This is a genomic window from Helcobacillus massiliensis, from assembly GCF_033106145.1.
In the GTDB taxonomy this organism is placed as follows: domain Bacteria; phylum Actinomycetota; class Actinomycetes; order Actinomycetales; family Dermabacteraceae; genus Helcobacillus; species Helcobacillus massiliensis.
Genome location: NZ_CP136959.1, coordinates 2,508,827 through 2,528,475 on the forward strand (window position 1 = coordinate 2,508,827; position 19,649 = coordinate 2,528,475).

The 19,649-nt window shown below is 70.3% G+C and carries 17 protein-coding genes and 2 tRNA genes; 10 read left to right on the top strand and 9 right to left on the bottom strand.

What is annotated here, in order from left to right; genetic code table 11:
- Positions 1-23 precede the first annotated feature (23 nt).
- Entirely contained in the window at positions 24-992 is a 969-nt protein-coding gene (pheA, locus tag R3I40_RS11345; protein WP_183375965.1) for a prephenate dehydratase, read from the top strand.
- Between the two features lie 38 nt (positions 993-1,030).
- Here the strand turns inward: pheA and R3I40_RS11350 are convergent, their stop codons facing one another.
- Complete coding sequence (locus R3I40_RS11350) at positions 1,031-1,999, bottom strand: diacylglycerol/lipid kinase family protein (protein WP_183375968.1); 969 nt, start codon at positions 1,997-1,999, stop codon at positions 1,031-1,033.
- Positions 2,000-2,021: 22 nt separating this feature from the next.
- Between R3I40_RS11350 and serS the strand changes: the two genes are divergently transcribed.
- The 4 genes from serS to R3I40_RS11370 are packed head-to-tail and all read left to right on the top strand — an operon-like array spanning position 2,022 to position 5,123.
- A complete protein-coding gene (gene serS, locus R3I40_RS11355) occupies positions 2,022-3,281 on the top strand; it encodes a serine--tRNA ligase (RefSeq protein WP_183375971.1) in 1,260 nt (419 codons plus the stop codon).
- Complete coding sequence (locus R3I40_RS11360) at positions 3,282-4,184, top strand: HAD family hydrolase (RefSeq protein WP_239376172.1); 903 nt, start codon at positions 3,282-3,284, stop codon at positions 4,182-4,184. It abuts the gene before it with no gap.
- Positions 4,177-4,704, top strand: a complete 528-nt coding sequence (locus R3I40_RS11365) for an aminoacyl-tRNA deacylase (RefSeq protein ID WP_239376170.1) — start codon at positions 4,177-4,179, stop codon at positions 4,702-4,704. Before R3I40_RS11360 ends, R3I40_RS11365 begins: the two co-directional genes overlap by 8 nt.
- Positions 4,701-5,123, top strand: a complete 423-nt coding sequence (locus R3I40_RS11370) for a GNAT family N-acetyltransferase (protein ID WP_239376169.1) — start codon at positions 4,701-4,703, stop codon at positions 5,121-5,123. The genes R3I40_RS11365 and R3I40_RS11370 overlap by 4 nt, the downstream gene beginning before the upstream one ends.
- A 102-nt stretch (positions 5,124-5,225) precedes the next feature.
- On the opposite strand, the gene R3I40_RS11375 is transcribed toward R3I40_RS11370, so the two are convergent.
- The gene (locus R3I40_RS11375; RefSeq protein ID WP_259922511.1) at positions 5,226-6,308 is read right to left on the bottom strand and encodes a zinc-binding dehydrogenase; all 1,083 of its coding nucleotides are present in this window, start codon (positions 6,306-6,308) and stop codon (positions 5,226-5,228) included.
- Between the two features lie 293 nt (positions 6,309-6,601).
- On the opposite strand from R3I40_RS11375, the gene R3I40_RS11380 reads away from it, so the two are divergent.
- From R3I40_RS11380 to R3I40_RS11390, 3 genes are all read left to right on the top strand, one after another.
- Positions 6,602-6,689 (top strand) — tRNA-Ser (locus R3I40_RS11380).
- 158 nt (positions 6,690-6,847) lie between these two features.
- Complete coding sequence (locus tag R3I40_RS11385; RefSeq protein ID WP_259922513.1) at positions 6,848-7,324, top strand: peroxiredoxin; 477 nt, start codon at positions 6,848-6,850, stop codon at positions 7,322-7,324.
- A gap of 3 nt (positions 7,325-7,327) precedes the next feature.
- Positions 7,328-8,335, top strand: coding sequence for a hypothetical protein (locus tag R3I40_RS11390; RefSeq protein ID WP_285261946.1), 1,008 nt, complete (start codon positions 7,328-7,330; stop codon positions 8,333-8,335).
- Here the strand turns inward: R3I40_RS11390 and R3I40_RS11395 are convergent.
- Complete coding sequence (locus R3I40_RS11395) at positions 8,241-9,011, bottom strand: CDP-alcohol phosphatidyltransferase family protein (protein WP_239376166.1); 771 nt, start codon at positions 9,009-9,011, stop codon at positions 8,241-8,243. The genes R3I40_RS11390 and R3I40_RS11395 overlap by 95 nt on opposite strands.
- Positions 9,012-9,244: 233 nt before the next feature.
- Here R3I40_RS11395 and R3I40_RS11400 point away from each other — a divergent pair.
- A tRNA-Ser gene (locus R3I40_RS11400) sits at positions 9,245-9,334 on the top strand.
- A 307-nt stretch (positions 9,335-9,641) separates the two neighbouring features.
- Positions 9,642-12,488: a phosphoenolpyruvate carboxylase gene (gene ppc / locus R3I40_RS11405; RefSeq protein ID WP_259922517.1), complete on the top strand. Its 2,847-nt coding sequence runs from the start codon at positions 9,642-9,644 to the stop codon at positions 12,486-12,488.
- Between the two features lie 76 nt (positions 12,489-12,564).
- On the opposite strand, the gene R3I40_RS11410 is transcribed toward ppc, so the two are convergent.
- From R3I40_RS11410 to R3I40_RS11435, 6 genes are all read right to left on the bottom strand, one after another.
- Positions 12,565-13,212, bottom strand: a complete 648-nt coding sequence (locus tag R3I40_RS11410; RefSeq protein ID WP_285261945.1) for a response regulator transcription factor — start codon at positions 13,210-13,212, stop codon at positions 12,565-12,567.
- Positions 13,209-14,360: a sensor histidine kinase gene (locus R3I40_RS11415; RefSeq protein WP_285261944.1), complete on the bottom strand. Its 1,152-nt coding sequence runs from the start codon at positions 14,358-14,360 to the stop codon at positions 13,209-13,211. The genes R3I40_RS11410 and R3I40_RS11415 overlap by 4 nt, the downstream gene beginning before the upstream one ends.
- Complete coding sequence (locus R3I40_RS11420) at positions 14,357-15,118, bottom strand: ABC transporter permease (RefSeq protein WP_285261943.1); 762 nt, start codon at positions 15,116-15,118, stop codon at positions 14,357-14,359. Before R3I40_RS11420 ends, R3I40_RS11415 begins: the two co-directional genes overlap by 4 nt.
- A complete protein-coding gene (locus tag R3I40_RS11425; RefSeq protein WP_317700021.1) occupies positions 15,115-16,083 on the bottom strand; it encodes an ABC transporter ATP-binding protein in 969 nt (322 codons plus the stop codon). Before R3I40_RS11425 ends, R3I40_RS11420 begins: the two co-directional genes overlap by 4 nt.
- A 176-nt stretch (positions 16,084-16,259) precedes the next feature.
- Positions 16,260-17,234 (bottom strand): formate transporter FocA, encoded by a 975-nt coding sequence (gene focA, locus R3I40_RS11430; RefSeq protein ID WP_285261941.1) that lies wholly within the window; start codon positions 17,232-17,234, stop codon positions 16,260-16,262.
- Positions 17,235-17,375: 141 nt separating this feature from the next.
- Entirely contained in the window at positions 17,376-19,598 is a 2,223-nt protein-coding gene (locus tag R3I40_RS11435; protein WP_285261940.1) for an HAD-IB family hydrolase, read from the bottom strand.
- Positions 19,599-19,649: the final 51 nt, after the last annotated feature.

Sequence of the window (19,649 nt, forward strand, 5' to 3'; positions counted from 1 at the left end):
ATGGTAGGGCATAGGGTTGCGCCATGCGCTTTGGATTCCTCGGTCCCGAACGGACCTTCACACATCAGGCACTTCTTCAGGTCCTGAAGCAGCCGCTGCTGCAGGACGCGCTGAGGACCACCGGGCAGGAGCTGATCGCCTACCCGAACGTGGCCGGTGCCGCCGGCGACCTCGTGGCCGGTGACATCGACGCTCTCATGGCACCGATCGAGAACTCCGTGGAGGGCGGCGTCTCCGGCACCCTGGACGTCCTCGCCGCCACCACCGGCCTCACCATCATCGCCGAGGAGATCGTCCCCATCACGTTCGTCCTCGCCGCCCGCGAAGCCGTGGAGCTCTCCGAGATCCGCACGGTCGCCTCCCACACGCACGCGCAGGCGCAGTGCGCCGACTTCGTCCGCATCAACCTGCCCGGCGCCGCCCCCATCCCCGCGCTGTCCACCGCGGAAGCGGCCCGCACGATCGCGGAGATGGACCCGTCGGACCCGGCCGCCCGCACCAGCGCCGCGCTCTGCTCCCCGCTCGCGGCGGAGAGCTTCGGCCTGCACGTGCTGGCCGACGGGGTCGAGGACAACATCGGCGCCCAGACCCGCTTCGTGCTCGTGGCCCGTGACGGGAAGATCCCTCCCCGCACCGGCACCGACAAGACCACCATCGTGGCGCACCTGGCGCACAACCGGTCCGGGTCGCTGCTGGAGATCCTGGAGATCTTCTCCGCCTACGGCGTGGACCTCTCCCGCATCGAATCGCGGCCCCTCGGGGACGCGCTCGGCCGCTACTCCTTCTCCATCGACATGGAGGGGCACCTGGAGGACCGGCGCGTGGAGGCAGCGCTGCAGAGTCTGCATCGCATCTGCTCCCGCCTGGTGTTCCTCGGCTCCTACCAGCGGGCCGACGGCGCCGAACCGACCGTGGACGACGCCGTCTCCGACACCACGTTCGATGAGGCGCAGGAGTTCACCGCCCACCTGCGCGCACAGATCGCCGACTGACGCCGGTCAGGCGCCCGGCAGGTCAGGTACCCGGCGGGTCAGGCCTGATCGCGGGGGATCCGCACGGCGAGCGCCCGCGGCTGCACCCGCGCGGACACCGCGGTGGCGCGGCCGAGGGTGTCGCCGTCCACCTGCACCGGCATCGACTTGCGGCTGCTGACGGTGACGCGGCGCGCCTGGAAGGTCCGCGAGGACGAGATCTGGGCGAGCTCCGGCGCGTCCGGCAGCACCAGCTCCGTGGCGATCTGCGCGAACCCGGCCGGTCCGCGCCAGTTCAGCGCGAGGATCTCCAGCGACCCGTTGGTGGCGTCCGCACCGGGCATCAGCGTGACGCCGCCGGGCAGGCGGCCCACGTTGCCGATCATGACGGTGCGGGCCCGCATCGACATCTCCCGGCGGCCGTCCAGGGTGAGGGACACCCGCATCGCCTTGCCGAGCACGCGCGTTGCGCCCGCCAGCACGTAGGCGGCCACGCCCACCACCTTCTTCAGGCGGGACTTGGTGTCCGCCATGACTTCGGCATCGAACCCGACACCGGAGATGACGAGGAACGGATGCTCCTCGTCGGTGTCTGCGGGCTCGTCCTCCTCGGTGCGGCCGCGGTCGATGCTCAGCCAGCCCAGGTCAATGGTCTCCCGGGCGCCGTCGGCCAGCACCGCCACGGCCCCGTCGAGATCATCCACGGGGATCTCGAGGTTGCGGGCCATGAGGTTGCCGGTGCCCACGGGGATGATGCCGAATTCGGTGGAGGTTCCGGCGAGTGCGCCGGCGACCATGCGGACGGTGCCGTCACCGCCGGCGGCGACCACCATGTCCGCCCCGTCGGCCAGCGCCCGCTCCGCCTGCCCGGTGCCGGCGTCCTCCACCGTCGTCTCGATGAAGACCGGCTTCGGCAGTCCGTGCTCGGCGAACAGCTCTGCGACCTCCTCGGTGAACTCCGAGGGGTCATCGAACTTCGACGGGTTGACGACCACGGCGATGCTCGTGGGCTTTGATACGTGGTTCACAGGGCCAACATACAATGAGCGCATGATTGATCTTCGCCAGCTCCGTGAGAACCCCGACATCGTCCGTGAGGCACAGAAGGCGCGCCGCCGCGACCCCGCCACGGTGGACGCCGTGCTGGAGGCGGACGCCGCCTGGCGCGAGAAGACCCGCGCCTTCGAGGACCTGCGCGCCGAGCAGAAGTCCTTCTCCAAGCAGATCGGGAAGGCCTCCGCTGAGGAGAAGCCGGCGCTGCTGGAGAAGGGCAAGCAGATGTCGGCTGATGTCAAGCGCCTGGACGCTGAAGCCGACGAGGCGCTCGCCGCCCGCAACAGCGCCCTGCGCGCCATTCCCAACATCGCGGAGGGCGCACCGGAGGGACTGGAGGAGGACTTCGAGACCCTCGAGGAGAACGGCACCATCCCCACCTTCGACTTCGAGGTGCGCGACCACCTGGAGATCGGCGAGAAGCTGCAGGCGATCGATATGCAGCGCGGCGCGAAGGTGTCCGGTGCACGGTTCTACTTCCTGCGCGGTGTGGGCGCCCAGCTGGAGATGGCGATCCTCAATGCAGCGCTGGACCAGGCAACGAAGGCCGGCTTCACCCCGATGATCACCCCGACCCTCGTGCTGCCGGAGACCATGGAGGGCACCGGCTTCCTCGGTGAGCACGCCGACGAGGTCTACCACCTCGACAAGGGCGACGACCTGTACCTCGTCGGCACCTCGGAGGCGGCCCTCGCCGGTTACCACCGCGACGAGGTGCTCGACCTGGACGGCGGCCCGATCCGCTACGCCGGCTGGTCCGCCTGCTACCGCCGCGAAGCCGGCTCGTACGGCAAGGACACCCGCGGCATCATCCGCGTCCACCAGTTCCACAAGGTGGAGATGTTCTCGTACTGCAAGGTGGAGGAGTCCTACGAGGAGCACCAGCGCCTGCTGCAGTGGGAGCGAGAGATGATGGAGCGGATCGATGTCCCCTACCGCGTCATCGACACCGCCGCCGGCGACCTCGGCACCTCCGCCGCCCGCAAGTTCGACTGCGAGGCGTGGATCCCCAGCCAGAACACGTACCGCGAACTGACCTCCACCTCGAACTGCACCCAGTTCCAGGCGCGCCGCCTCAACATCCGGGAGCGCCACGACGGTCAGCTGCGCCCCGCCGCCACCCTCAACGGCACGCTCGGCACCACCCGCTTCATCGTGGCGGTGCTGGAGAACCACCAGCAGGCCGACGGGTCCGTGGTGGTGCCCGAGGGTCTGCGTCCGTACCTCGGGGGCCGCGAGATCTTCGAGGTGAAGTGAGTGCAGGGCGCCCTGCCTGACCCCGCCGGGATGCCGCGCAGCCTGATGGACCTGCTGCGGTCCGAGCCCGCCGTGGTGGGCCTGGATGTGGACGGCACCCTGCTGGATCACCGGATGCGGATGTCCCCGGCGATCGCGGACGTCCTCGCCCGCCTGTCCCGCTCGCAGCACCACACCGTGATCGCGACCGGCCGCGGCCTGTCGAAGACCCTGCCGGTGGTGCGCGCAGCCCAGGTGGCCGACGGGTACGCCGTCGCCGCAAACGGCGCCATCACCGCCCGGATCCAGGGCGGCGACGCGGAGATCATCGACACCCGCACCTTCGACCCCGATGAGGCGCTGCGCCGCATGCGCGAGGTGGTGCCGGAGGGCCGGTACGCGGTGGAGACCGCTGCGGGTGACTTCTTCGCCACGGAGTCGTTCGAGGATGCGGAGTTCGGCATCCACGCGGAGGTCGTGTCGTTCGAGGAGCTGTGCGACCACGAGGACGTGATCCGCGTGGTCGTCACGAAGCCGGACATGCCGCGGGAGGAGTTCCGCCGGATCGTCCAGAAGGCCGGGCTGCACGGTGTGGAGTACGCGGTCGGGTATTCGTCCTGGCTGGACATGTCCGCGCCGGGCGTCACGAAGGCGACTGCGCTGGCGCGCACCATCGACCTGCTCGGTGCCCGGAACGTGCTCGCGATCGGCGACGGCTCCAACGACATCGACATGCTCCGCTGGGCGAACCTCGGCGTGGCGATGGGGCAGGCGAACCGGAACGTGAAGGACGCCGCGGATGCGGTCACCGGCCCGATCGAGGAGGACGGCGCCGCCGCGGTCCTCAACGAGCTGCTGGCCGGCACTGAGTTCGCGCAGGACCCGTCGGCCGGCAGCGTGGGGGAGTGGGTGCACGTTGGCTGAGCAGGCCGGGCAGCCCGCTTCCGCTTCCGCTTCCGGGGCCGACGGCAACCGGGCGCTCGCGGCGCTGGCGGCCTCCGGCATCGACTACGACGTCACTGAGACGCAGCGCGCTTCGTCCCTCGAGGAGGCGGCGCACCTGCGCGGCATCGACCCGCATGACCTGGTGAAGTCGATGGTGGTGCGCTACCGGTACCCGCAGGCCGCGCCCGGCACCGATGAGCACCGGTTCGTGATCGTGCTGGTGCCCGGTGACCGCGCCATCTCGTGGAAGAAGCTGCGCGCACACCTGGGGACGAACCGGGCGGCGATGCCGAGTGCTGAGGAGGCCCTCGAGGTGACCGGGTTCGAGCGCGGCACCATCACCCCGTTCGGTGCGGGGCTGCCCGTGGTGGCGGATGAGACCGTCGGCCGAGGCCGCATCTCGATGGGTGCGGGGGAGCACGGCCGCGCCGTGTTCGTCAACGGCGCGCAGATGCTCGAGTTCGTCAGCGCCGATATCGCTGACGTCACCGACCCGTGAGCGGCCACGGCTGCACGCTGACGCTCGGCGTGCTGCCCGAGAGGGCGGAGACCCTTGCGCTGTACGACTCCGTCGGCTGGGCGGCCTACACGCAGCAGCCGGACGTCCTCATGTCCGCGCTCGCCGGCTCCACCACCGTGGTGACAGCGCGCGATGGGAGGGGCGGCCTGGTGGGCCTCGCGCGCGTCATCTCCGACGGCGTCTCCATCGCGTACCTGCAGGACGTCCTCGTGCACCCGGACCACCATCGTCGGGGGCTCGGGGCGGCGCTCGTGGACGCCGCGTTCGAACCGCACCGCTCGGTGCGGCAGAACGTGCTGATGACTGATACGGAGGCGCGGCAGGCGGCGTTCTACGAGTCCCTCGGCTTCACGGAGATGCACGCCGCGGACGTGCGCGGGTACGTCCGGTTCCGCTGACCGCCTCCTCTGGCTACGTCCGCTGACCGCTTCCGGTGACCGCGTTCGGTCATAGGGGCGCCGGGCGGCCGGGCGGACTGTCCAGCACGCTGCGGTCCGTCCTCACCGAAGGCGCAGCACGACCTTCCCGAGGTGCCCGCCGTCCCGCAGGATCTGGTGCGCTGCGGCAGCGTCCTCGAACGGCACCTCCGCCCGGATCGGGACGCGGATCTGCCCGCTCTGGATCAGCGGCCACATCTGGGAGCGCACCGCCTCCATCACTCGGGCCTTCGCCTCGCCGCGGCGGGACCGCAGGGTGGTGCCGATGATGTGCGCCTTCTTCAGCATCACCTGCATCACCGGCAGAGTGCCTGTCGCGCCGGCGAGCACGGCGATGATGACGAGCCGACCGTATTCGCTGAGGGCGCCGACGTTCTTCTCGAGCGCGTCACCGCCGCCGAGGACGTCCAGAATGACGTCGAAGCTGCGCGGCCCGTCGCCGGCGGCGATCTGCTCGAACACGTCGCCGTCGTGCCGGTTGAAGGCCACGTCCGCACCGATGCGGCGGAGGAGGGCCGCGTTGGTGTCGCTGCCGGCGATCGCGGTGACGTGGGCGCCGCGCGCCTTCGCGAACTGGACTGCGGTGAGGCCGACGGATCCCGTCGCCCCATGGATCAGGACCCGTTCGCCGGCGCGGACCTGCGTCTCGAGGTGCAGGTTCGAGACGACCGTGGCGGCGGCTTCGAGCACGGACGCCGCGAACGCGAAGCGGTCGGACGCGGTGCCCGTCGCCTCAGGGTTCCCGTCGGCCGGCCTGTCGCCGTCTGCGATCCCGTCGGCCGGCCTGTCGCCGTCAGCGATCCCGTCGGCCGGGGTAGTGGGCTGCTGGGGGAGGGGCAGCAGCGCCGACTCCTCCACTGCGACCACCTCGGCGTACCCGTTGCCGGCCACCAGGGCGACGACCTCATCGCCGGTGTCGCGCCGGGTGCCGGCGATCTCCACGCCAGGCGCGCAGAACTCGGCGCCGTCGGCGGTCCTCAGCGGGGTGAGGAACGGCGGGGGCGGGTAGGCGCAGGCGACTTCGGCGACGTCGGCGCGGTTCACACCGATGGTGTGGACGTCCACGAGGACTTCGCCTGCGGCCGGGGTCGGTTCGGGGGCGTCGATCAGATGGAGGGAGCGGTCGGAGATTCTGAAGGTGCGCATGCCACCAGCGTAGGGGTGCCGGCTCCGCCACCTGGGTGCCCGGCGCCGACGCTCTGGCCCGGTCACCCGTGCCGCTCTGGCCCGGTCGCCCCTGACGCGCGCACGCGTCGGCGTATGCAGGCAGCCCGATCGCCCTGGGGTACTGGTATGCCGCTATGCGCCAACGGATGCTGGCGGCCAACGGATGCTGGCGGCCGACGGAAGCTGACAGTCCGCGGGCATCGCGCCCGCTGGTAGACTGTTGCGGCGCCGTTGGCACCGCTGACATTCATGTCGGCACCGCTGACGTGCAAGGAGAGTTGACCGAGCGGCCGAAGGTGGCGGTCTTGAAAACCGCTGTGCGGTAACCCCGTACCAAGGGTTCAAATCCCTTACTCTCCGCGGACCACGCACCGAGAACGTCCCCCGTCCGTCCCGCCGCAGGGGCGCGGCGCGGGGACGTTCTCATTCCCCCGCGAGTACGCTCAGCCCATGAGCCCTGACACCGCCCGCCGCGTCGGCCCCGCCGCCCACAACCGCCCTGAATGAAGGAGACAGTGATGTCCGCGCAGAATGTGAAGCTGGAAGTGGGCCAGATGGCCCCCGACTTCGACCTGCCCGCCGCGGGCGGTGGTCGCATTTCGCTGGCCGACCTCGCCGGCGCCCCCGCCCTGATCTGGTTCTACCCGGCGGCGAACACGCCCCTGTGCACCACGCAGGCGTGCGACCTGCGCGACAACTACGACATGTTCACCGACGCCGGGTACCGCATCGTCGGCATCTCCCCGGACCCGATCGAGGACATCGAGACGTTCGTTGAGAAGCAGAACCTGCCGTTCACCATGGCGGGCGACGAGTCCCACGAGGTGATGGCCGCGTACGGCGCGTGGGGCATGAAGAACATGTACGGCCGCCAGGTGGAGGGCACTATCCGCTCCACCTTCGCGATCGACGCCGAAGGCCGCCTCACGTTCGTGAAGTACCGTGTCGGCACCCCGAAGCACATCGCTGTCCTGCGCGAGAAGCTCGTCCTCTGACGCATGGGGTCGATCGCGGACATCCCCCTCCTGCGCGACGCCGCGGTGGACCCGTCGGCCGTGCGGGAAGCCGCTGGCGTACCCATGCTGCTGTCGCTGGACACCCGCACAGTCCGCGAGGAGCCGCTCGCCGGCGCGATCCCGGCCGTGCTGGCCGGCGCCGACTCCGCAGGGGCCGACGTCGGCAGTGCGGGCACCGCGGGGGCCGACGGGGGCGAGCCCCACACGCTCACCGCTCTCGGCAGCGCCCTGCGTGTCGCGCTGGCCGACGGGGTCCTGCTGTGGGTCACCGCCCTCACCCCTGAGGAGCACGCAGCGTGGCAGGCATCGGACCTCGCGCCGCTGATGCGCGACGTCACCGACCACTCCTCCGCCGACAGCGCGCTGGTCGTCGGCATGGCGCCCACCGCGATCGTCCGCCACCTCCTCAGCGCCGGTGAGGAGCAGCGCGCCCTGCTGCGCGGATGGCTGGACGGCATCGACACCCTGAAAGTGCCGGTGGGTCTCTCCCGCGACCTCGCCGACTCGGGTGTGCGGGTCCGTCACCGCAGCCGGTGGGAGCGCTGGTCCCGCTCCGCCACCGTCATCGCGTACACGATCGTGTTCGTCTACTCAGCGCTGCGCGCCCTGCCGGTGTCCCTGGTGAAGGAGTTCCACGGCTCCCTCCTCACTCTGTGGGCGATCGACCTGATCACCGCGTTCCCCTACACGTGGGGCGTGATCACGGCCGTGTCCGGCACGAGCCGCCGCCAGCGCATCGCGGGCCTCGCCGTCACGGTGGGGACGTTCGTGGCGCCGTACGTCTACTTCTGGTTCCACGGCAGGCAGTATCCGCCCACGGTGATCGTCGTGGTGGTGCTGCTGATCGCGTCCGGGGTGGCGCTGGAGGTCACCAAGTATGTGCGGACAGCGCGGCTCAGTCGGCGGCTGCGGGAGCCGTCGGCGCCGCTGGGGCGGACCCGCCCTGCACCGTCCGCAGTGCGCTCACCAGCAGGAACCACAACCCGCTGATCCACCACAGGGCCAGCAGGCCCGCCGAGCGGTGCGGGTGGTCCGCCACGAGGATGCCGGTGGTGGCGATCCAGATGGTGACTGCGACGATGTTGAACGGCATGAGGCGGCGCACCCGGAACGGGTGCAGGTACGTCCACGGGACGAGGGTGAGGGCCGCGAGGATGACGATGGCGGCGCCGGCGCCCCAGGCGGGCAGCTGCAGGATCCACAGGGCCACGCCGACCACGTTCCATGCAGCGGGGAACCCGACGAAGAAGAAGTCGAAGGACTTCACCCCCGTGTTGCAGTAGCAGAACATAGAGGAGATGCAGATCAGGGCGGCCGCCGCCCACGCCCAGGTGTCTCCGCCGAGGTCGATGTGGGTGGCGATGAACAGGGCCGGGATGAACGTCCAGGTCAGGTAGTCCACGAGGTTGTCGAGGGTGGTGCCGTCGAACCAGGGGATGACCTCCCGCACTCGGGCGCGGCGGGCGAGGGAGCCGTCGAGCCCGTCGACGATGAGCGCGACGCCGAGCCATCCCCACATCGCGGCGATGTTCCCATCGGACAGCGACTTCAGCGCCAGCAGCGCCCACAGCAGCCCCGACAGGGTCAGCGCATGGACGGCCCAGGCGCCGGCGATGGCGCGTGGGGTCGGCTGGACGGGGCTGGTGGCGGTGCGGCTGGACGACATGCGCTCCATTATGCGGTGGGGGCGGCCCGAGCGAATCAGACCATTGACCAGATCACGCGTGAGCCCGGCCACCCCCGCTGCGGGATCCCTCCGGGGGACGGCACGCGAGGGGCCGACGGGTGAATGGTGTGACAGCGGTCCGCCTGCTTTGTGCGCAGGGCCCGACGTCCGATAAGGTGACTCGGTACGGACAGCGCGTGCGGCGGCCACCGCCCACAGTGCGAACCGTACAAGGAGACGTGGCAGAGCGGCCGAATGCGCTCCCCTGCTAAGGGAGTAGGTGGTGTTGATCCGCCTCGGAGGTTCAAATCCTCTCGTCTCCGCCGCGAAGAAGTGCCGCTGACCAGCAGAACCGCTGGATCAGCGGCACTTTTTCGCATCCTGCGTGATCGCCGTCCAGATCCTCCGCTGAAGGAGCTGCCGGTGCAGGAGCTGCCCCGCGCGAACCGGGCAGGCTCATGATGTGAACCGCGACCCCCAACTGGTGGACGACCGGCTACAGTGGGGACCGTCCGTTCGGAGCTGAGCCGGCCGCTTCGCCGCCCCCGCTGTGGGAATCCGAACGCACCCGGCACGGCCCCGGCAGCCCGCTAGAGCGCGCACCCCGTCGGCGCGCACCGAGGAGACCGGATGCCTGAGAACATGCACCTGCCCACCCTGACGGCAGAGTTCCCCGTGGTCGGCGACGACCCCCACATCGACGCCCCGCTGCGCGCCACCGTGCGCCGCCTGTCCACGATGCTGGGACAGACCCTCGCCGACCAGCACGGCCAGGAACTGCTCGACCTCGTCGAAGAGGTCCGCCAGCTGTCCAAGCACGCCTCCTCCGCCGACGGTGACGACAGCACCCGCCGCGCCGAGACCATCCAGCGCCGCCTCGCCGACCTCCCCATCGAACAGGCCACCGCGCTCACTCGCGCCTTCACCCAGTACTTCCTGCTCGCCAACGCCGCTGAACAGGTCTACCGAGTCCGCGCCATCAAGGACACCGACACCGACAAGCAGTGGATCCCCACCACCATCGGCCAGATCGCCGACGAACTCGGACCCGAGGCGCTGCAGGAGACCATCGACTCCCTCGACACCCGCCTCGTCTTCACCGCGCACCCGACGGAGGCCTCCCGCCGCGCCGTCCTCACGAAGCTGCGCCGCATCTCCGACCTCCTCGACAACGACACCGCCGAGGGCACCCGCGAACGCGAGAAGCAGGACCGCCACCTCGCCGAGATCATCGAACTGATCTGGCAGACCGACGAACTGCGCGACTTCCAGCCCACCCCGCAGGACGAGGCGCGCAACGCCCTCTATTACCTGCAGCAGATCTACGAGATCACGATGCCGGGCTTCATCGAGGACCTGCGCGACGAGGCCCGGCGCCACGGCGCTGATGTCCCCGTCGGCCGCGTCCCCCTCCGCTTCGGCTCCTGGATCGGCGGCGACCGCGACGGCAACCCGTACGTCACCGCTGACGTCACCCGCGATGTCCTCGCCATGCAGGCCGAGACCGCCCTTGACATCACCCGCGGGGTCCTCACCCGCCTCATCCAGTCGATCTCTGTGTCCTCCACCATCGTCGGCGTCGACGAAGAGATCGGCGACTCCGTCGACGCCGACTTCGCCGCCAACCCCGCCATCGGCGACACGGTCCGCCGCGACCTGTTCGAACGCGAGCAGTACCGCCTGAAGCTCGTCGCCATGCGCGTGAAAGTGGACCGCACCCGCGACCGGATCCGCAGCGGCTCCGCGCACCAGCCGGGAGTCGACTATGCCTCCGGCGACGAGATCCAGGCCGACTTCGACGAAGTCCGCGACTCCCTCCGCGCCCACCGCGGGAACCGCGTTGCCGACGGTGAGCTCGCCATCGCCCAGAGCGTCCTCGCAGGAGTGGGGCTCACCCTCGCCATCCTGGATGTCCGCGAACACGCTGAGAAGCACCACGATCTCCTCACCGAGCTGTACGCCCTGATGGGCGAAGACGACCTCGACGGCTCCGGCGCCTCCTACGCCGACCTCACCCGTGAGCAGCGCACCGACCTCCTCGGCCGCGAGCTCGGCAGGGGCCGCCCCATCGCCGGCGCCCTGGTCGGCACCGACGACTCCCCGCTGAGCGACTCCGCTGCCGCCGTGTTCTCCGTGTTCACCGCGATCCGCGACGCCCACCGCACCTACGGGACCGACGCGATCCAGACGTACATCGTCTCCATGACCCGCGGCGCCGACGACCTCCTGGCCGTCGCCCTCCTCGCCCGCGAAGCCGGCCTCGTGGACCTGCGCGGCCAACACCCCCGCGCCGATATCGGCTTCACCCCACTGCTGGAGACCGTGGACGAACTCCGCGGCGCCGGCCGCATCCTCGACGAACTCCTCAGCAACGAGCACTACCGCGAGATCGTGCGCCTGCGCGGCGACCGCCACGAGGTCATGCTCGGCTACTCCGACTCCAACAAGGAGTCCGGCGTGATGACCAGCCAGTGGGAGATCCACCAGGCGCAGCGGCGCCTGCGCGACGTCGCCGCGAAGCACGGCGTGACGCTGCGCCTCTTCCACGGCCGTGGCGGATCCGTCGGCCGCGGCGGCGGCCCCACCTACGACGCGATCCTCGCCCAGCCCAACGGCGTCCTCGAAGGCGAGATCAAGTTCACCGAACAGGGCGAGGTCATCTCCGACAAGTACACCCTGCCGGTGCTGGCGCGGGAGAACCTCGACCTGTCCCTCGCCGCCGTCATGCAGGGCTCCGCGCTGCACCGCGAACCCCGCACCCCCAAGGACCGCCTCGCCCACTTCGGTGACGTCATGCAGCAGGTGTCCGATGCCGCCTTCGCCCGCTACCGCACCCTCATCGACGACGAGAACCTCCCCGAGTACTTCGTCGCCTCCACCCCGGTGGAGCAGCTCGGCGAACTGAACATCGGTTCCCGCCCCTCGAAGCGCACCACCAGCGAGAAGGGCCTGGACGGCCTGCGCGCCATCCCGTGGGTGTTCGGCTGGACCCAGTCCCGCCAGATCGTGCCCGGCTGGTTCGGCGCCGGCTCCGGCCTCAAGGCCGCGCGCGAAGCCGGACTCGGGGCGGACCTGCGCGACATGTACGAGCAGTGGCACTTCTTCCGCACCGTCATCTCCAACGTGGAGATGACCCTCGCGAAGACCGACATGAACATCGCCGCCCAGTACGTGCACGCCCTCGTCCCCGAGCACCTGCACCACCTGTTCGACGCGATCCGCGCCGAATACGACCTCACGGTCGCCGAAGTGGAGCGCCTGACCGACGTGGTCGAGCTGCTGGACAACAATCCCGTCCTCAAGCGCACCCTGTCCGTGCGCGACCGCTACCTCGACCCGATCAACCACATGCAGGTGGCGATGCTGCGCCGCGTCCGCGAAGCACAGGCGCGCGGTGAGGACGTGTCCGAGATGGAGAAGCGGGCGCTGCTGACCACCATCAACGGTGTCGCGGCCGGTCTGAAGAACACCGGCTGACCGTCGCCCCTCCTCTGCGCGGCGCCGCGGAGGGGCGGCCGTTGGGACCCAGGAAGCCGACGGGGGCCCGGGTCGGCTAGAGCCAGCCGTTGTCGGTGGCGATCCGCACCGCCTCGTAGCGGTTCGACGCCCCCGTCTTGCGGATCGCGCTGGAGAGATGGTTGCGGACCGTGCCGTCCGAGAGGTGCAGCGCCGCAGCGATCGCAGCGGGCCCCGAGCCGTCCGCGGCGGCGCGGCACACCTCGACCTCCCGCTCCGACAGCGGATTGTCCGGCGCCATAAGGGAATCCGCCGCGAGTGTCGGATCGATGACCCTGAGGCCGGCGTGCACTCGGCGGATCGCGTCGCTCAGCTGCTCCGGCGGCGTGTCCTTCACAACGAAGCCGCTGGCACCCGCCGCGATCGCGCGCTTCACGTAGCCGGGCCGGCCGAACGTCGTCACGATCAGCACCCGCGTGCCCGGCGCCTCGGCCCGCACCGCGGCCGCCGCATCCAGGCCGTTCATGCCGGGCATCTCGATGTCCAGCAGCAGCACGTCCGGGCGCAGGTCGCGGACAGCCGCGAGCACCTCGTCGCCGCGGCCCACCCCGCCGATCACCTCCACCCCGGCCTGCAGATTCAGCAGGGCGGTCAGCGCCGCCCGCACCAGGTCCTGGTCCTCCGCGATGACCACCCGGATCGGGGCTGCGCCCGCACCCGCGCCCGCGGTTGTGGTGGAGCTCATCGCATCCTCACCGTCACTGCCGTCCCCTCACCAGGCGCTGACTCCACCGTCACCCGGCCGCCGGCCTCGGTGACGCGGCGGCGCAGACCGCGCAGCCCGTTCCCGTCGGCCGCCTCCCCGCGGCCCCGGCCATCATCGACGACCTGCAGCCGTCCCGGTGCCACGGTGATCGTGCACCGGGACGCCTCCGCGTGCCGCACAGTGTTCGTCACCGCCTCCCGGAGCACCGCGGCGAACAGGTCCGCGTCACGCCCCGCCGCAGGCTCAGCGGCCGACGGGTCCGGTGCATCCACCGCGACACCCGCCGCCGTCAGCGCCCGCTGCGCCGCCGCCAGCTCCTCGGACAGGCTCGACTCGCGGCCCCGCATCACCGTGGTGCGCGCCTGCGCCAGCGCCTCCCGCGACAGCTCCGCCACCTGCTGCATCTCCGCCTGCGCGGCCGACGGGTCCGCCGCCACCAGACGCGAGGCCAGCTCCGCCTTCAGGTTGATCACCGTGAGGGAATGGCCGAGGACATCGTGCACGTCTCGGGCGATCCGCTCCCTGTCCTGCGCGGTCGCCAGTTGGTGCCGCAGCTCCGCCTCCGCCTCCATCCGTGCCGTCATCGCCGCCGTGATCAGGACGAAAGCCGACCCGGCGAGGGTGAAGCCCAGCACCGCCGGCTTCGGCATCTCCGGCGCCAGCAGCAGCGCAGCCGCCGTCCCGACCAGCGCCACTGCACCGCCCACTGGCAGGGCGATCCGCGGCGGGTGTGGGAAGGCGATCGACGCCACCACGAACGTCAGCAGGGAAAACGCGATCGCGAACAGCAGCGGATACAGCGCGATCATCAGCACGGTCAGCAGGACGGTCCACAGCCACAGGAGATCCCGTCGGTTGCCCTCCGCCCAGTGAGGGGAACGGCCGAAACCGAGAAGGTACACCACCGCGAACACAGTGAGAATGGCGAGGCCGATGCCGCGCCGCGCCGGGTCGGGGTAGGTGGTGAAGAGCGCGATCAGCGGGAACGCGACATACAGCAGCCAGATCCCGGCCATCCCCATCACAGGCAGGTGCAGCGGGCCGCGGATCCCCGGCCGAGCGGCGCTGGCCGAAGCCGTGCCGGGCCGGTCCGCGTCAGCCGCCGGGGCGGTGCGCTCTCCTGTCATGCGCGTCCCTTCTGCCGGTGCTCCAGCGCCCAGCATATGCCGGCGAACACCCCGAACCACACGAGCGTCATCACGAGCGCGAAGGTGAGCGACTCGGTCTGCAGGCCGCCCCCGTTCGTCAGCTGGACCCCCTCGGAGAGCGGGAAGTGCGCCAGGACGCTCGGGCCGTACAGCGGGGTGAAGCGTGCGAACGCGAGCAGGTCCTCGCTCAACGGCATGAACATGTTGGAGGCGAACGCGAGGATCACCAGGGACGTCGCCGCCACCGACACCGCGGAATCGGAGCGGAACAGCGCGGCGAAGATCATGCCGAAGAACCCGAACGGGATCGCGGCTGCCACACACAGGGCGGCCGCGGCGAGCCACCGCTCCACCGGCATATCCGCGTTCGTCACCAGGCCCGCGATGTTCACCGCGATGACCGGCAGAAGCACGCGCACCAGGATGTTCGCGCCGTGGGCCAGCATCAGGTCGCCGCCCCTGAGCGGGGTGAGGGCCAGCTGGCGGCCCCACCCGGAGCTGCGTTCCACCACGGTCATTCCGGCGGCAGCGACAGCGGCTGTCGCGCCGCCGTACAGCGCCATCGACACCATCGTGTGCGCGGAGACGTTTCCGTGCCCCGCCTGCATCTCCCCGTAGGGCTGCAGGGCCCCGAACATGATGAACATGCCCACGGGCAGAACGATCGTGAAGAACAGCCCGACCCAGTCGGCGGTGAGGCGCTTCAGGGTGAGGGCGATGAAGGTCAGGCGGTTCATGCGGCTGCGCTCCTGGACTCGGTGGTGGAGGATGAGGGGCCGACGGGTTCCGCGGCCGAATCGGTGAGGGCGGCGAACGCGTCATCGAGCGACGCCTGCCGGATCTGCAGATCGTGCACACCGTTGTGCGCGAGGAGCACCCGCGCTGTCTCATCGGAGTGGGCGGTGGCGAGGGAGAGCCGGCCTGTGTCCACGTGCACCTCCCGGGCTTCGGGGAGGGCCTCGACGAGACAGCGGGCCCCGTCGGCCCCCATCCCCGCCGGGAGGCGGCAGGAGACGTGTGCGAACTGCGCGAGGGAGCGCACCTCGTCGACCGGCCCGTCCGCGAGGATCCGGCCGGCGCCCATCATGATGATCCGCTCGGCGAAGCTCTCCGCCTCCTCGAGGTAGTGCGTGGCGAACAGGATGGTGCGCCCGCGTTCGGCCTGCGACGCCATCGCGTTCCAGAAGCGACTGCGGGCCGACGGGTCCATCCCCGTTGTGGGCTCATCCAGAACCAGCAGGTCCGGCTGCGGCAGGATCGCGAGCGCGAACCGGATCCGCTGCTGCTCACCGCCGGAGCAGGCCTTCACTCGGCGGTTCGCGATCTCCGTGAGCTGCGCGTCTTCGAGGACCTGGCCGACGGGCGCCGGGTCCCGGTAGGCCGCGGCGATCATTCGGATGGTGTCGCGGACGGTGAGGTCCGGCAGGAGGCCGCCGGTCTGCAGCTCCGCGCCGACGCGCCCCGCTCTCACCGCGGCCCGGGGCGTCTGCCCGAGCACGCTGACGCGGCCCTGAGCGGGACGGGTGAGGCCGAGGACCATGTCCATGAGGGTGGTCTTGCCGGCACCGTTGGGGCCGAGAAGGGCGACGATCTCACCGGGGCGGATCGTGGCGGAGACGCCGCGGACGGCGTGGACGCGGCCGCCGGGGCCGACTCTCTGATGCACCTCGTCGAGGCTGATGGCGGGTGTGTTCTCGTTCATGACACCAGAATCCCGCCGGGGGAGGGGCGGTGCGCAGGGACGGTGTCACTGATCCGCCATGACAGCTGTCATGGTTCCCGGCGGCCCCGGCGGCCCCGGCACAGCGGAGCGCCGACCCCGTGGAGGGGCCGGCGCTCGGTGCGGATAGGGTTCCGCGTGACGCGGAGGGGTGCGGCTCAGCGTGCGGAGTGGGAACCGCCGTCGGTGCGGTCGACTCCGTCGGCCTTCTCCGCCGGAGCGGCAGCGGCCTGAGCGGCAGCGCGCTCCTCGGCGAGCGCCTTCCGCCGGTAGGCGACCCAGAAGTACCCGCCCACGAACAGGGCACCGCCGATGATGTTGCCGATCGTCACCGGCAGCAGGTTGTGCAGCACGATGTTGCTGATCGTGACGGAGGAGAAGTCCGCCTGGGTCACGCCCGCGGCCTGCACGGCGTCACTGCCCCAGAATTCGGCACCGAACACGTGGGTGATCACCCAGCCCATCGGCAGCATGAACATGTTCGCCACGGAGTGCTCGAACCCGGTGGCGACGAAGAATGCGATCGGGCCGGCGATGCCCAGCATCTTGTCCGTGGCGGAGCGGCCGGCGAACGCCATCCACACAGCGAGGCACACGGCGAGGTTCGCCATCACGCCCAGGGCGATCGCCTGGACGAAGCTGAGGCTGAGCTTCGCCTGGGTCGTGTTCACCACGACCATGCCCCAGGCGCCGCCGTTGCTCAGCGGAGTCTTCGCCAGTGCGATGATCGCCACCACGATGAGGGCGCCCACCAGGTTGCCGATGTAGGACACGGCCCAGTGGCGGGCCATCATCCCCCAGCTGAGGCGCTTCGACAGCGTCGGCATGAGGGACATGGTGGTGCCGGTGAACAGGTCCGAACCGGACATCACCACGAGCATCAGGCCGGTGGAGAACACCAGGCCGCCGATGAGCTTCGTGACGCCGATCGGCAGGCCGGACGTGGGGCCGACCCCCTGCTGGGTGGTGACGAAGAAGATGAAGCCGAGGGCGATGTAGGCGCCGCCGGTCAGCGCGAGCCAGAACAGCTCGCCGATCGGCTTGGTGGCCTTGGCGTACATGCCGTCCTCCATGGCCTTCGCCATGGCAGGAGGCGTGGGAATGACGAGTTTGGGGACGATGGAGGAGTCCACGATCGGTCCTTCCTGGGACGCTGTCCGGGGGGGGATGGGGCGTCCCCGAGCGGAACGCCCTTTCCTACACTATGCCCCCGTTCGGCGGTGTCAGCGGGACCCTTGTCGGCCAGCGACCGTCGACCCCTCAGCGCGGGACCGTCACTTCCAGTCGAGGACCTGCCAGCGTTGCTTCTTCGCCTCCGCGTACAGCCCCAGGTCGGGGGAGATGGCCGACGGGTGCCCCAGCAGCCGCAGCCACGACGCATCAGCGACGGAGTCGCCGTAGCCGTAGGACTTCGCGAGGTCGAGGCCGTGCTCGTCGGCGTACTTCCGCAGCCAGTTCGCGCGCGCCTCATCCACCACCGGCGGGGTCGCGAGGTAGCCGGTGAGGCGGCCGTCCTCACCCAGATGCATGCGGGTGGCGACCACGTCATCGAACAGGTCCGCGATCGGCTCCACCAGCAGGTCCAGAGCACCGGTCACGAGGACGGTGCGGTGGCCCGCGCGGCGGTGCTCCTCGATGCGGGCGCGGGCCTCCTCGCGGATGGAGCTGCGGATCTTCTCCCCGAGCTCCCCGGACAGCACTCGGCGCAGCTCCGCGGGGGTGTACCCGCGGTAGCGGCGGTTCACGGAGCGGATGAACTCGGAGCGGTCCCGCGACTCCGCCAGCAGGTACTGCGGCAGCGCGGACGCCAGCTTCGCGCTCTCGCCTGCCCAGGCACGGCGCGGGCGTGTGGCGCGCATGATCGACAGGTACTGCTGCACGATGTTCTGCGCGATGACCGTGCCGTCGAGGTCGAACACGGCCAGGACGTCCGTGCCCTCCTTCAGGGCGGCGGGGCCGCGCGCCTCCCGGCGGCGCTGGGCGGACTTCGCCCGCTTGTACGCCTTCGTCAGCTCGGTGAGGGCCGGCAGGTGCTGCTTCTGGAAGAAGTCCTTCCAGTCGATGACGGTGACGTCGAAGTCGTTGGTGGCGAGGAACTCCGCCGGCAGCTCTTCGCGCAGCGCGCGGGTGTTCGCGTCGTCGAACACCATTTCGGTCTTCGTGTAGTGCCGGTACAGGTCGGTGAACTTCCGCAGGGTCTCCAGGCCGCTCACGGTCCTATGCAGCTGGCCCGCCCACTGGCGGGTCCGCTTCGTACCGGGAAGCTGACCGGTGATGAGCTGCGCGGTCTTCGCGGCCTTCTGGGTCGCCCAGAAGCGCGCCTCGATGAGCTGCACCGACGGGAACGACCAGGTGGGGACCTCGATCTCCTCGCCGTTGTCGTCCGTGAGGGGGTTCTCCTGGAAGTAGCCCTGCACCGCGGACACCATCTCGTGGAACGGCAGCGGGTTGGAGGAGCCGGACACGACCTGGTAATAGGCGTCATCGCCGCGGCGGGACACCTCCTGCGTGGCGAGCGCGGTGATCACGTTGACGATGAAGTCGACCGGGATGATGTCGAGGATCGAATCGGCGAGGCCGGGGAACTCCGGCAGGCGGCCGTTGCCGTAGGCCATGATGAGGGGATCGGCGACCTTGTAGCCGTCCAACCAGCCCGGGTAGGGGCGGCGCAGCGCCGACTCGATGATGGAGGGGCGCACCACGGACAGGCGGTGGCCCTTCTGGGCCCACAGCTCCTCGGCGACGCGCTCCGCCATCGCCTTGGTGAAGGTGTAGATGTCGGTCCAGCCGAGGGAGTTGGCGCGCTGCAGGCCGTAGTCCTGGAGGCGCTCGTGGACCCAGTCCTGGCGGGCGCGCTCAGCGACCTCCGCGCTGGCCTTCGGGCCCATCTTCCCCGCTTCGAACGCGGCGCGGCGCATCAGCCGGCGCAGCACCTCCGGAGTGCGGGACTGCGCTTCGACCCGGTCCTTCGCGGCGAGCGCCATGTCGTATTCGGCGCGCCAGTCCGCGGTGTGGGTCAGGCGGCCTTCGCGGCGCAGGCCCTTGGCGAGACCGGACACGTACGCGGTGGAGACGTGGATGACGTGCGGGTCCTGATCGGACTCCAGCAGCGCCTCGTACAGGTTCTTCGCGCCGCCCACGTTGGTGGCGAACGCTTCGTTGATCGGCGGGTCGAAGGACACCGAGGAGGCGGAGTGGATGACCACGTCGAGCTTCTGCGTCAGCGGCGGCATCGCGGTGAGATCGCCTTCGAGGACGTCGACCCGGTCGGCGAGGGCCGACGCGACCTCCTCCTTGCTGGTTCGCTCAGCCCAGGAGGTGAACACGGGCTTGCGCAGCAGGCCTTCGAGGCGCTTGCGCCCGGTCTGGGAGCCCTTGGGTCGGATCACCGCGGTGACGCGGACATCGGGGTGGTTCTCCAGCAGGTCCTGGAGGACGGCCTGCCCCAGGAATCCGGTGACGCCGGTGAGCAGGATCTGCGAGTGAGCGTTCGCCATGACTAGGTCGTTCTCCCAGGTGGAATCGGGTGATGTGGGCCGTCGTGACCC

Excerpts from the sequence above, each read along its gene's own strand:
- pheA (WP_183375965.1), top strand. The coding sequence starts at position 24 with ATGCGCTTTGGATTCCTCGGTCCCGAACGGACCTTCACACATCAGGCA.
- serS (WP_183375971.1), top strand. The coding sequence starts at position 2,022 with ATGATTGATCTTCGCCAGCTCCGTGAGAACCCCGACATCGTCCGTGAG.
- R3I40_RS11375 (WP_259922511.1), bottom strand. The coding sequence starts at position 6,308 with ATGCGCACCTTCAGAATCTCCGACCGCTCCCTCCATCTGATCGACGCC.
- R3I40_RS11385 (WP_259922513.1), top strand. The coding sequence starts at position 6,848 with ATGTCCGCGCAGAATGTGAAGCTGGAAGTGGGCCAGATGGCCCCCGAC.
- R3I40_RS11390 (WP_285261946.1), top strand. The coding sequence starts at position 7,328 with ATGGGGTCGATCGCGGACATCCCCCTCCTGCGCGACGCCGCGGTGGAC.
- R3I40_RS11395 (WP_239376166.1), bottom strand. The coding sequence starts at position 9,011 with ATGTCGTCCAGCCGCACCGCCACCAGCCCCGTCCAGCCGACCCCACGC.
- ppc (WP_259922517.1), top strand. The coding sequence starts at position 9,642 with ATGCCTGAGAACATGCACCTGCCCACCCTGACGGCAGAGTTCCCCGTG.
- R3I40_RS11410 (WP_285261945.1), bottom strand. The coding sequence starts at position 13,212 with ATGAGCTCCACCACAACCGCGGGCGCGGGTGCGGGCGCAGCCCCGATC.
- R3I40_RS11415 (WP_285261944.1), bottom strand. The coding sequence starts at position 14,360 with ATGACAGGAGAGCGCACCGCCCCGGCGGCTGACGCGGACCGGCCCGGC.
- R3I40_RS11420 (WP_285261943.1), bottom strand. The coding sequence starts at position 15,118 with ATGAACCGCCTGACCTTCATCGCCCTCACCCTGAAGCGCCTCACCGCC.
- R3I40_RS11425 (WP_317700021.1), bottom strand. The coding sequence starts at position 16,083 with ATGAACGAGAACACACCCGCCATCAGCCTCGACGAGGTGCATCAGAGA.
- R3I40_RS11435 (WP_285261940.1), bottom strand. The coding sequence starts at position 19,598 with ATGGCGAACGCTCACTCGCAGATCCTGCTCACCGGCGTCACCGGATTC.